Below are 11,979 nucleotides of genomic sequence, written 5' to 3'. Positions count from 1 at the left end.
GCCCATGTCTGACACCCCCATCGCCGTCGTCGGCCCCGGCGCGATCGGCGGCCTGGTCGCCGCCATGCTCCAGCAGGCCGGGCACGACGTGACCGTGATCGCCCGCGAGAGGACCGCGGCCCAGATCACCGACCACGGTCTCGACATCGAGACCGACGAGTACGGCACCTGGCACGCGCCGTTGCCCGCGACCACGACCGTCCCGCCGGGCGCTCGGGTGATCGTGGCGGTGAAGGCCGAGGGCGTCTCGGCCGCTGCCGAGCTGCTCGCCGACGCCCGCCCGGTCGAGGTCCTCTCCCTGCTGAACGGCCTGGACCACCTGGACGTGCTGCGTACGGCCCTGCCCGGTGCGCGTGTCGTCGGCGGCACGATCGCCGGCGAAGCACTCCGCACGGGAGCCGGAGAGCCCCGCGCGCCCCGGGTCCGGCACCGCGGCGCGCTGCTGCGCGTGGTCGTGCCCGACGACGCGTGGGGGCTGGGCGTCGTGACCGCGCTGCGCGACACGCCGATCGACGTGCTCACCGGCGGCACGGACGGCGAGGTGCTGTGGAAGAAGCTGCGCTTCCTCGCCCCGCTCGCGCTGCTGACCTCCGCCTGGGGAACGAGCATCGGGGAGGCCCTGGCGAGCGACCCCGGGCTGACGGCCGGCCTGCTCGGCGAGGTCGCAGCCGTCGCCACCGCCGAGGGTGTCCCGACCACCGGGGAACAGCTGCGCGAGGTTCTCGCCGGCTTCCCCGCGACGATGCGCTCCTCCCTCCAGGCCGACATCGAGACCGGCAGGCCGGGCGAGCTCGACGCCATCGGCGGGGCCGTGCGGCGCCGGGCCGTGTTCCACGGCATCGGGACCCCGGCGCTGGACGACCTGGTGGCCCGCATCGGCGCGCGGCTCCCGGCGACCGCCTGATCACACCCGTGACCCGGGTCGGCGACGGTCCCGGGTCACGGTCCCGGGTCACGGTCACGGGTCACGGGTCACGGGTCACGCAGCGGGCAGCACCGGCCCGGAGCTCGATCCGGCCCCTGCGCGGAACGTCACCGGCCTCCACACGGGATCATCCGCACAGCACCTCGGTGCACAGTTCGTCGACGACGTCCCGCACCGCCTCCCGCGCGGGCGCCAGGTACTTGCGCGGGTCGGTCACCGACCCGTCGGCGTCGAGGAACCGACGCACCTGGGCCGTGTACCCGAGATTGAGCGCGGTCCCGACGTTGATCTTGCGGATGCCGTTCGCGACGGCGGCCCGGAGGGCAGGGAGGGGCACGCCGGACGAGCCGTGCAGCACCAGCGGCACCGGGACCAGATCGGTGAGACGGGCGATCAGCCCCAGGTCGAGCTCCGCGGTCGCGGTGGTCATCGCGTGCGAGCTGCCGACCGCGACGGCGAGACCGTCGACACCCGTACGGGCCACGAACGACGCCGCCTCACCGGGATCGGTGCGCACTCCGGGCGCGTGCGCACCGTCCTTGCCGCCGATCTCACCCAGTTCGGCCTCGATCCACAGGGACGCGCGGTGCCCCGCCTCGGCGATGTCACCCGTGGTCACGACGTTCTCCTCGTACTCCAGGTGCGCGGCATCCACCATGAGGGAGGAGATGCCGAGTCGCTCCGCGTCCCCGACGACCGTGCGGGCCAGGCCAAGATCCTGCACGTGGTCGAGGTGCACGGAGACCGGGACACCGGCCGACGCCGCGATCTCGCGGCACGCCGCGACCACGGGCGGCATCCGCCCGCCGTGGAACCGCACGGCGTTCTCGCTCACCTGGAGGATTCCCGACAGCCCGGCGGCCTCGAGTCCCAGGACGATGCCCTCGGCATGCTCCAGCGTGATGACGTTGAACGCGAGGACCGCACCTCCGGATCGCGCGGCGTCCGCGACAAGGGTGCCCGTCTCCGTGAGGCTCACAGCGCACCCGCCGGGACGGCGGCGCGCAGCGCCTCGGGCAGCAGGTCACCGTGGGCGGCCGTCAGCTCGTCGCAGACGGCCCAGATCTGCTCGGGTGTCAGGGTGGAGGCCGTGTTGGGGTCCATGAGCGCGGCCTGCCGGACCAGGAGCGGATCACCCGTGCGTGCCGCCTCCACGGTCAGCCGGCCGACGGAGACGTACGCCTGGTTGACCGCCGCGCACTGGACGGGCAGCGCACCCATCGCCAGCGGTGTGACGCCCGAGCCGTCCACGACGGCCGGAACCTCGACGACCGCGTCCTGCGCCAGGTTGTCGATCAGCCCGAGGTTGGGCACGTTGACGTGCACCTCGCGCCGGGCGCCGGTGACGATCGAGTGGATGATCTGCGGCGCGTACTCGCTCGCTCCCTCCTCGAGTTCGAGCTCGCCGCCGGCGGCCAGGGTCCGCTTCGCCCGGTCGAGCTCGGCCAGGTTCTCCCGGCTGATGCCGATGTACTCCAGCGGCTCGATCCGGTAGCGCGCGATCTGCGCGTCGGACCGCAGGAACCACGACAGGTACTCCGAGGAGTGCTCGCTGGTCTCCGTGGGGTAGTAGCCGATGCGGCGGAAGATCTCCACGCGCACCCGGCGCGCGAGCTCGGGATCGTCGCGGATGCGGTCCCGCAGCGCCGGGTAGAGATCCTGGCCGTGGTGCTCCCACCGCAACAGCCAGGCCTGATGGTTGACGCCGGCCGCGCGGAACCGGGTCTCCTCCACCGGCACGCCCACGAGCTCCGCCAGGTCGTGTGCCGTCCAGTACACGCTGTGGCAGAGCCCGGCGGCCTTGAGCCCGGGGGCAACGGCCGACAGCCACCAGACGTTCATCGCCATGGGGTTGGTGTAGTTGAGGAGCCACGCGTCGGGGCACAGCTCGCGCAGGTCCGCGGCCAGCTCCGTGAGCACCGGGAAGGTCCGCAGCGCGCGGAAGATCCCGCCCACCCCGGTCGTGTCGCCGATCGTCTGGCGCAGGCCGTGGCGTGCCGGGATCTCCAGGTCGGCGATCGTCGCGTCGACACCGCCGACCTGGATCATGTTGACGACGAAGTCCGCGCCGTCGAGCGCGGCCCGGCGGTCCGTCGTGGCCACGATCGCCGCCCGGCCTCCGAGCCGGCCGTCGACGTGGCGGGCGGTCGCCTCGGCGACGGCCAGGCGTTCGGGGTCGATGTCGTGGAGCACGAGGCGGGCGTCCACGAGCTCGGGGAAGCGGAGGATGTCGGCGACGAGCTGCCGGGTGAAGACGACGCTCCCGGCGCCGATGAACGCGATGCTGACCATGGCCCGATCATCGACCGGCTCGCGCAAGATGTGCAAGAATACGATCAGAATCCGCGATAATCAATCAGTCTGTATGAGCGGTTCGGGAAGGCCGGGACACCGGACAGCCATCCCCGCACCCGGAAGGACCTCATGGCGACCACCACCGAGGCGACACCGCGCGCCATCTCGCACAAGCGCACCGACCGCATGATGCGGACCCTGACATACGTCAACGAGCACGGCACCGCCCGCCTCACAGACCTTGTCCGGGAGCTCGGCGTCTCCTCGGCGACCATGCGACGCGACCTCGCCGCCATGGAGGACCAGGGCCTGCTCGTCCGCACGCACGGAGGCGTCCGCGCGCTCGACCCCACCACCGAGGTACCCGTGCTGCTGCGGGACAACCGGTTCCGGGACGCCAAGTCGCGGATCGCCGAGCACGCGGCCGGCCTCCTGCCGGCCGGGCGGTACTCGGTCGCCATCAGCGGCGGCACCACCGCGGCCGCCGTCGCCCGGGCGCTCGCCACCCGTCCCGACCTCGCGATCGTCACCAACGCGCTGACCACCGCCACGGAGCTGGCGTCCCGGAGCAACCTGAAGGTGATCATGACCGGCGGGTTCGTCCGGTCCAGCTCGTTCGAGGCCGTCGGGGCACTGGCCGAGAACACGTTCAACGCCATCAACGTCGGCACGGCGTTCCTCGGCACGGACGGCATCAGCGCCCGCGGCGGCGCGACGACCCACGACGAGACCGAGGCACGCACCAACCACGCGATGCTCGCCCACGCCGAACACGTGGTCGTCGTGGCGGACGGCTCCAAGGTGGGCCGGGTGACCCTCGCCAAGGTGGCCGATCTCCCGGAGATCGACGTGCTGGTGACCGACACCTCGGCCGACCCCGAGGCGCTTGCCGCGATCGCGGCCGACGGCGTCGACGTCCACGTGGTCCCTGACTGAGCCACGGCTCCCGGGGCAGCGACGCCACCCTGGTTCCCGCGCGTCGGCCGGACCTAGACGGCGCTCACCTCGACCTCTCGCGCGAGGCGGCGTGCCAGCTCCGGGTCCACCACCGCCGCGCCTGGGACCTGCGCGTTCGCGGTACCGGTTGCCGTCGCGAGCGCCAGCGCCGCGGCGAGATCGCCGCCGCCGTCGAGCACGAGGAGCAGGCCGCCCAGGAACGAGTCGCCGCTGCCCACCGGGAACGTCCCGGTGTGCCCGGCCAGCCGGGCGCGCAGTACCCCGTCGCCGTCGGTCGCCCAGGCCCCGGCCGCGCCGTCCGTCACGACGACGAGCCCGCGGGTCAGCGCGTGCACGGCGGTGAGCAGTTCCGGGACGGTGGTGCCGGCGTCGCCGCCGACCAGTTCCTGCGCCTCCGCCCGGTTGATCTTGACCAGGTCCGGGCCGGCTTCGACGGCGCTCCGCAGCGCCGCTCCGTGCGTGTCGACGGCGACCCGGACCCCGGCGTCGTGCAGCCTGCGCACGGCGTCGGCGAGCAGGCCGGCGGGGATCGAGTCCGGGAGGCCGCCCGAGACGAACCACCATCCCGGCCGGGAGGCCGCCAGGCCGACGGCGGTGTCCACGGCGGCGGACGCGGTGCGCGCGGAAACGGGAACGGAGCGCTCGTAGATCTCGGTGAGTCGTTCCGTGTCGCGGGCGAAGATCGAGACACAGCTCCGGGTCGGCTCCGTGCCGGGTACGACGTGCACCTCGACGCCGTGGGCCTGGGCGCCGTCGGCGACGTCCTGCCCGACGCCCGCGCCGAGAACGGCGACGGCGGACACGGGCGCGCCGAGCGCGGCGGCCGCGCGGGCCGCGTTGAGCGCCTTGCCGCCGGGCACGCGGTGGATGGAGTGCGGGCGCTGGATTCCGGCGAGCCGGTCGACGACGTAGGTGACGTCGAGCGAGGGGCTGAGCGCGATCGCCGAGATCACGGCGCGAGCACCCGTTCCAGCTCGTCGAGCGTGGCCTGGCGCCCGGTCCCGCCCGCGCCCAGGGTGGACAACGAGCCCGCGACGGCCGCCCATCGCACCCGCTCCCGCTCGCGGGGGACCCCGTGTGCGACGGCGCTCAGGTAGCCCGCGTCGAAGCTGTCCCCCGCGCCCGTGGTGTCGACGACGTCCACGGCGAGCCCCGGGGCCCTCGCGACGTCGCCGTCGGCCCCCACGGACCATCCGCCGGCGGCGCCGTCCTTGACCACCACGCGGGGGCCGCGGCGGGCGATCCGGACCGCGAGGGCCGTGTCGTCCAGATCTGCGGGCTCGCCGAGCGCGCCCGCGACGGCGCGCAGCTCGTTGCGGTTGGGCAGGAGGAGGTTCAGGTGGGGCAGGACGTCGCCGAGCCCGGTCCACCGCTCACCGGGGTCCCAGTTGGTGTCCAGGCTCGTGGTCCAGCCCTGGGCCCTGGCGCGCGCGAGCACGCCGGGCAGCGCCGCGGACAGGCCGGGCTGGAGGAAGTAGGAGGCGACGTGCAGGATGCCGGGGTGCGCCGCGCGCGCGTCCAGTTCCTGGGTGACACGCGCTCCGGTGAGCGTGGGGATGGTTCCCGGTACGGTCAGGATCGCCCGGTCCGCCGGGGTCGAGAGGATCACCGAGAGCCCGGTGGGCTCGTCGGGGGCCGTCTCGACGCTCGCGACGTCGACGCCGTAGCCGCGCAGCGCGTCGAGCGTGAACGCGCCGAACGTGTCGGCGCCGACCCTTGCGACGAGGGACGTCGGCACCCCCAGCCGCGCGAGGCCGGACGCCGCGATGCAGGCCGATCCGCCGAGCACGAGGTCGCCCGAGTCGGCGAGCTGCTCGGCCTGGCCGAACCGGGGAACGACGTCCCCGCGCAGGACGAGGTCGACGTTCGCGTCGCCGGCCACGACGACGGGCAGCGGGGCGCGGGGCACGGGCCGGGTGGCGGTCATCCCTTGACTCCTGTGAAGGTCATGGTGGCGATGAACTGCTTCTGCGCGAACACGAAGAAGAGGATCAGGGGCAGTGTCGCCACGACGTTGCTCGCCATGAGGAGCGACCAGTCGGTGCGCCGGGCGCCCTGGAAGTTGGTGATACCGAGCTGCAGGGTGAAGGCGTTCGGGTCGTTGATCGCGATCAGCGGCCAGACCAGGTCGTTCCAGGAACTCAGCAGAGTGAAGATCGCCAGGGTGGCGAGGGCCGGCCGGGCGAGGGGCAGGATGATCCGCCAGAACGTGCCCCAGCGGGAGCAGCCGTCCAGCACGGCGGCCTCCTCCAGCTCCGCGGGCAGCGACAGGAAGAACTGGCGCATCAGGAAGATCCCGAACACCGAGGCGAGCCAGGGCACCATGGCCGCGGCGAGGGTGTCGATGAGTCCGACCCTCGCGAACATGACATAGGTGGGCACCATGAGGAGCTGCGTCGGGATCATGATCGTCGCGAGGATCAGGCCGAATCCGACGTGGCGTCCCGGGAACTTCAGCCGTGCGAACCCGTAGCCGGCGAGCGAGCACAGGATCAGGTGCGAGCCCACCGCGACCACGCTGACCAGGATCGTGTTGCCGGTCCACAGCAGGATGTCGGTCTCGCCGAACAGCTTGGCGTACCCGTCCAGGGTGATCGACGACGGGACGAAGCGCGGCGGAAACCGGTTGATCTCCGACTCCGGCGTCAGGGAGGTGAGGAGCATCTGCACGAACGGCGTCGCGAACAGGACGGCGACGGGCACGAGCACGAGATGCCACCAGGCCGTGCGGCGCCGGCGGCGCGGTGGCCGCTCCTCGGGCCGATGCGCGGGGCGGGCGGGTGTGGCAAGCAGTGTCATCGGGGTCCACCTACCGTGCTGCGGCGCGAGTAGACCGTCACGCCGATGGTGATCGCGAGGGTGACGGCGAACAGCCCGTAGGCGACCGCCGACGCATAGCCGAACTCGAGCTCCCGGAAGGCCAGGGTCCACAGGTAGTAGACGATCGTCTCCGTGGCCTGGAGCGGCCCGCCTCGCGTGGTCGTGTACACCAGGTCGAAGAGCTGAATCGCCTGGATCGACTGCCAGATCGCGACGAACACGGTCACGGGTGCGAGCTGCGGGAAGGTGACGTGCCAGAAGGACTGCCAGGGGTTGGCGCCGTCGACGCGGGCCGCCTCGGACAGCTCGGCCGGGATGTCCTGGAGCGCGGCGAGATAGATGACGGTCGTGAACGCCGCCTGGCCCCACAGCGACATGATCGCGATGACCACCATCGCCTGGTGCGGGTCCTCCAGCCAGCCCTGCTGCGGCAGGCCGACGACGCGCAGCACGTTGTTGACCAGACCGAACTGCGGGTTGAACAGGTAGGTCGTCAGGATGCCCGTGGCCGCTGCCGACACGACGAACGGCAGGAAGATCAAGGTCCGGTACACCCCGACCAGGACGATGCGCCGGTTGAGCGTGACGGCGAGGCCAAGGCCGAGCAGGACGGAGGCCGGCACGAACAAGGCCGTGTAGAGCAGGGTGTGCAGCGCGGCGGCGGCAAGGTCCGGGTCGGCCGCCATCTCGCGGTAGTTGTCGAGCCCGACCGGCTCGGCCGCCGAGAACCCGTTCCAGTCCTGCAGGGAGAGCAGGAACGCCCAGACGGCGGGGAAGATCGACAGGCCCAGCACGATGAGGGTCGCCGGGGCGACGAACCCCCACCCGGTGAGCCCGTCGGGCACCCGGCCGCCCCTGCGGGCCCGGACGGCCCGGACGGGCGGCCGGGCCCGCACGCGTTGTCGCGCCTCGACGGCGGTCCCGGTCACTTCTCCGCCAGGCTGGCCGTGGCCTCGTCCGCGGCGCGCGACAGGGCCTCGCCGGGGTCGCCCTCGCCCTGCAGCACCTCGGAGATCGCGGTGCCGATCGCCTCGGAGAGGTTCACGTAGCCGGGGACGGTCGGGCGGGGAATGGTCGCGTTCGCGCTGTTCTCGGCCATGACGTCGAGGCCGGGCATCTGCGTCACCTGCTCCTGGAACTCGGGCGAGTCGATCTCGCTCTCCCGCAGCGGCAGGTTGCCGTAGGCGACGTTCCAGCGCAGGTCCTGCTCGGGGTCGGTGAGCCACCTGGTGAACTCGTACGACCAGTACTCACGGTTCGCGTCCTGGTGGTCGAACAGCACCCACAGGTCCGCGCCGGAGATCGTCGTGTGCCTGCCGTCGGTCCCCGGCAGCGGCACGACGCCGTAGTCGGTGCCCGCCACCTGGAGGTCGTACAACGACCACGGGCCGGAGGTGATCATCCCGATCTGGTCGCTCGCGAAGATCTGGCCGAACTTGGTGTCGGTCTGGTCGAGGTACACGGACTTGTCCTCGACGGCCATGTCTCGCAGCAGCGTCAGCGCGTCGATCCCGGCCTGGGAGTCGAACGTCGCCTCCGTGCCGGAGTCGTCGAGGATCTCCCCGCCGTTCTGCCACAGGTGCGGCCAGAACTGCCACGTCGTCTCCTCCGACCCGGACACCGAGTAGCCGTACCCGTAGGTGCTGGTGTCGGGGTCCGCGAGCTCGGCGGCCGCCGTGCGGAAGTCGTCCCAGGTCCAGTCGGCCGTGGGGTGGTCGATCCCGGCGGCGTCGAAGACCGTCTTGTTGTAGATGAGAGACAGGTTGTCGACGACGGCGGGGAACCCGATGACGGCGTCGCCGGTGGGTTGCGCGGTCTGCCGTGCTGCCCCGGAGAACTCGTCCCAGCCGACGGCGGGGTCGGAGACCTGGTCGGTGATGTCGAGCGTCCGTTCGGAGTCGGCCAGCTCGCTCGCCCACGATCCGAACGCGTAGGAGATGTCCGGGTAGGTTCCGCCGGCGAACGACGACGACAGCTTCTGCAGCAGGTCCTCGGTCGACGGCGCACCCGAGGAGACCTCGATGGTGACGTTGGGGTGGTCCTTCTCGAACTCCTCGGCGAGTCCGGTGAGGATGGTCTGGGCCTGGTCCGCCTGGCCCGTCCACCACGTGAGGGTCACGTCGGCGTCCTTGTCGAGCGTCGTCGCTCCCTGGACGCCGGACGAGCACGAGGCGAGCAGTGCCGTCGTGACGAGGAGGGTGGCGGCGCCCAGGGCGCCCCGTCCACGGGCGGTTCGGAGATGGTGCGGCATGATGTCCTCGTCTTTCCTGCGTGTTTCTCGGGGGGGTTCAGGCGGGTGGTGCCGTCTGAGGTTCGTCCGGGGCCTCGGGGGACCGGGTGGTCTCGGTCAGTTGAGCACGACCGAGCGGGTGAGATGGCGGGGCGCGTCCGGGTCGAGTTCCCGCGCCACGGCGAGCTCGACGGCGAGGCGCTGGGCCTGCACGAGCTGGACCAGGGGGTCGAGGTCCTGGTGGTGCACCGTCGCCCCCGTGGCCCCGATGTCGGCCGCGAGTACCGGATCGGCCGCGCCGAAGAGCGTCACCAGGCTGGTTTCCCGAGCCACGGCGACGGGACCATGCCGGTAGTCGAGGGCCGGGTAGGACTCCGACCATGCCTGCGCGGCCTCGCGGATCTTGAGCGCGGCCTCCTGCGCCAGGCCGTAGCTCCATGCCCTGCCGAGGAACACGAAGTGGTCGAACCGCGACGGGTCGACGGGCAGCGGGGCGTCGAGCACCCCGGCGGCCTGTTCCAGGACGCTCGTGAGGTCCTCCCCCAGGCCGGCACGGGCCAGCGCCAGAACCGACGTGGGAAACCGCGTCTGGACGACGGATTCCTCGTCCGCGAAGTCCAGCACGAGGGTCTCGTCCGCCGCCTCGGCGACCGGCGTGCCGGCCACGCCCACCACGGCCGCCTTCACCGTTCCCTCAGGAACCGAACTGAGCGCTTCGAGCACCTCACTCGTGGTGCCCGAGCGGCTGATCGCGACGACACGGTCGTACGGGCGTCCCGGCGTCCACTCCGACGCATAGGCGGCATCGGTCCTGCCGTGCCCGGCACGCTCCCGCAGGACCGCCAGCGATTCGGCGACGAACGCGCTGGTACCGCAGCCGAGCACCACAACCTGCTCGCCCGGGCGCCCGAGCACCGAGGCGCCGTCGGCGGCTGCGCCGATGGCACGTGCCCACACCTCGGGCTGGCTGCGGATCTCATGCTCGGTGGTGGTGCTGATGCTCACAGTGCGACTTCCTGTCGTCGTCCGGTGCGCCCTCGGTCGGGCGCTGGGTGCCTGGCGGCTTCTGGCTGCTGGCCGGTCGCCGCTGCCGCCCATCGTGCTCGACAGTTGCGCACGAGTCACCAAGACTGGTGGATTCACTCACTCTGACTGATTGAATCGCGTAACAAGTCGGCAATCTGCTCACGCTTGCTCGATCCTCGGCGAGAACACGCATACGTCGAGCGCTTCGCGCTCCATCGCCGAGGAGGCCGTCATGAGCCAGACCCCCGATCCCCTGGGAGCCGCGGGCTCCACACCCACGACGGCCCCGGACCTCCGGCTGGTGGACTGGGCTCCACGGCCCCGCATCTCGGTGTCCGCGACCCGGGTCACCCGGGCGGCGGTCCCCGCGGTCGACGTGCACAACCACCTCGGGCGGTGGCTCACTCGCGACTGGTGCGCGCCTGACGTGCCGGAGCTGCTCGCGATGATGGACGACGCCGGCATCGAGACCGTCGTCAACCTCGACGGCCTGTGGGGCGAAGAGCTGACGGCCAATCTGGATCGGTACGACCGCGCCCATCCGGGCCGCTTCGTCACGTTCTGCCAGGTCGACTGGTCCCTGCTGCACCGCCCGGGCGGCGAACGCGAGATCCGGGAACAACTCCGCGAGAGCGCCGCCCGCGGCGCCCGCGGCATCAAGGTGTGGAAGAACCTCGGCCTCGCGGTGACGGACCACGACGACGAACTCGTGCTGCCGGACGATCCGCGTGTGGTCGGCGTGCTCGCCCTGGCCGGAGAACTCGGTCTACCCGCTCTGGTCCACGTCGCCGACCCGAAGGCGTTCTTCGATCCCATGGATCCGCACAACGAGCGGTTCGACGAGCTCGCCGGACGGCCCGACTGGTCGTTCGCCGACCGGAACCGCTACCCGTCCTTCGAGCGACTGCTCGGCGCGTTCGAACGGCTGCTCGTGGCGACGCCGGGCACCCGCTACATCGGAGCACACGTCGGCTGCGTCGCCGAGGACCTCGACCATGTCGAACGCCTGCTGCGCACGGCGCCCCACCTCGTGATCGACATCGCCGGCCGGCTCGGAGAACTGGGCCGCCAGCCGCGCCGGTTCCGCCGGCTCGTGGAGAGCTACCCGGACCGCGTGCTCTTCGGCACGGACGCCTTCCCCGCTTCCCGTGCACAGTTCGAGGCCCATTTCCGCTTCCTGGAGACCGACGACGAGTGCTTCGACTACGCACCGGGCGAGCCCGTGCCGCCCCAGGGCAGGTGGCAGATCGCCGGCGCCGCGCTACCCGCTCACCTGCTGCCCGCCCTGTACAGGGACAACGCCCGTCGGGTGCTGGGGCTCACCGGCGACGAGTAGCCGCTCGCCCTCGCACCGCGACACCATCATCCGTCGAGCCCGCTCGTCACGCCGCCGTCGGTGCTCAGCGCCCTGTACGTCGCCCAGGCCACCGCACCGACCAGGGCGAGGAGGGCTGTCACGATCACCGCGGCGAGAGCGGTCGTGCCCTTCTCCCTCCCGGTCCGCCTCCGACGCGTCACGGAGGTGGACATGAGCCGGGCCAGCCCCCACACGGCGACCGCGATCAGCACGATCCAGACGGCCACCATGATGATCCATCCGGACCCGAAACCCATCATTGCTCTGGTCCCCTCGGACGACGGATCGGAGACACTCCGAGTCACCTCTCCCGCTGGTGTCAAGCCTCGTCACCCGCACCGCACGGAGGGCAGGGGCTTTGGTCCCGAG

The 11,979-nt window shown here is 71.9% G+C and carries 12 protein-coding genes; 3 read left to right on the top strand and 9 right to left on the bottom strand.

Features of this window, described 5'->3' with window-relative positions; genetic code table 11:
- Positions 1 to 4 precede the first annotated feature (4 nt).
- Entirely contained in the window at positions 5 to 904 is a 900-nt protein-coding gene (locus HGK34_RS04350) for a ketopantoate reductase family protein (protein WP_201845355.1), read from the top strand.
- A gap of 148 nt (positions 905 to 1,052) precedes the next feature.
- On the opposite strand, the gene HGK34_RS04345 is transcribed toward HGK34_RS04350, so the two are convergent.
- On the bottom strand, positions 1,053 to 1,904 hold the full coding sequence (locus HGK34_RS04345; protein ID WP_201845354.1) for a class II fructose-bisphosphate aldolase: 852 nt from the start codon (positions 1,902 to 1,904) through the stop codon (positions 1,053 to 1,055).
- A complete protein-coding gene (locus HGK34_RS04340; protein WP_201845353.1) occupies positions 1,901 to 3,217 on the bottom strand; it encodes an alpha-glucosidase/alpha-galactosidase in 1,317 nt (438 codons plus the stop codon). The genes HGK34_RS04345 and HGK34_RS04340 overlap by 4 nt, the downstream gene beginning before the upstream one ends.
- Positions 3,218 to 3,349: 132 nt before the next feature.
- Between HGK34_RS04340 and HGK34_RS04335 the strand changes: the two genes are divergently transcribed.
- Entirely contained in the window at positions 3,350 to 4,156 is an 807-nt protein-coding gene (locus HGK34_RS04335) for a DeoR/GlpR family DNA-binding transcription regulator (RefSeq protein WP_201845352.1), read from the top strand.
- Positions 4,157 to 4,209: 53 nt separating this feature from the next.
- Here HGK34_RS04335 and HGK34_RS04330 read toward each other — a convergent pair whose 3' ends face one another.
- The 6 genes from HGK34_RS04330 to HGK34_RS04305 form a co-directional block, all read right to left on the bottom strand.
- On the bottom strand, positions 4,210 to 5,130 hold the full coding sequence (locus HGK34_RS04330; RefSeq protein WP_201845351.1) for a 1-phosphofructokinase family hexose kinase: 921 nt from the start codon (positions 5,128 to 5,130) through the stop codon (positions 4,210 to 4,212).
- Entirely contained in the window at positions 5,127 to 6,104 is a 978-nt protein-coding gene (locus HGK34_RS04325; RefSeq protein WP_201845350.1) for a carbohydrate kinase family protein, read from the bottom strand. The genes HGK34_RS04330 and HGK34_RS04325 overlap by 4 nt, the downstream gene beginning before the upstream one ends.
- Positions 6,101 to 6,976, bottom strand: a complete 876-nt coding sequence (locus HGK34_RS04320; RefSeq protein WP_201845349.1) for a carbohydrate ABC transporter permease — start codon at positions 6,974 to 6,976, stop codon at positions 6,101 to 6,103. The genes HGK34_RS04325 and HGK34_RS04320 overlap by 4 nt, the downstream gene beginning before the upstream one ends.
- Positions 6,973 to 7,926 carry a carbohydrate ABC transporter permease gene (locus HGK34_RS04315; RefSeq protein WP_307815744.1) on the bottom strand — a complete coding sequence of 318 codons (954 nt, stop codon included), beginning with the start codon at positions 7,924 to 7,926 and terminating at the stop codon, positions 6,973 to 6,975. Before HGK34_RS04315 ends, HGK34_RS04320 begins: the two co-directional genes overlap by 4 nt.
- On the bottom strand, positions 7,923 to 9,248 hold the full coding sequence (locus HGK34_RS04310; protein ID WP_201845348.1) for an ABC transporter substrate-binding protein: 1,326 nt from the start codon (positions 9,246 to 9,248) through the stop codon (positions 7,923 to 7,925). The genes HGK34_RS04315 and HGK34_RS04310 overlap by 4 nt, the downstream gene beginning before the upstream one ends.
- 96 nt (positions 9,249 to 9,344) lie before the next feature.
- On the bottom strand, positions 9,345 to 10,232 hold the full coding sequence (locus HGK34_RS04305) for an SIS domain-containing protein (RefSeq protein ID WP_307815742.1): 888 nt from the start codon (positions 10,230 to 10,232) through the stop codon (positions 9,345 to 9,347).
- A 253-nt stretch (positions 10,233 to 10,485) separates the two neighbouring features.
- Between HGK34_RS04305 and HGK34_RS04300 the strand changes: the two genes are divergently transcribed.
- Positions 10,486 to 11,589: an amidohydrolase family protein gene (locus HGK34_RS04300; protein WP_201845347.1), complete on the top strand. Its 1,104-nt coding sequence runs from the start codon at positions 10,486 to 10,488 to the stop codon at positions 11,587 to 11,589.
- A gap of 26 nt (positions 11,590 to 11,615) precedes the next feature.
- Here the strand turns inward: HGK34_RS04300 and HGK34_RS04295 are convergent, their stop codons facing one another.
- Complete coding sequence (locus tag HGK34_RS04295) at positions 11,616 to 11,870, bottom strand: hypothetical protein (protein WP_201845346.1); 255 nt, start codon at positions 11,868 to 11,870, stop codon at positions 11,616 to 11,618.
- Positions 11,871 to 11,979 lie beyond the last annotated feature (109 nt).

The sequence above is a fragment of the Myceligenerans indicum genome (assembly GCF_016742955.1).
Taxonomy (GTDB): domain Bacteria; phylum Actinomycetota; class Actinomycetes; order Actinomycetales; family Cellulomonadaceae; genus Myceligenerans; species Myceligenerans indicum.
The sequence above is the reverse complement of the archived record's forward strand: the minus strand, read 5'-3'. Positions and strand labels throughout refer to the sequence as shown.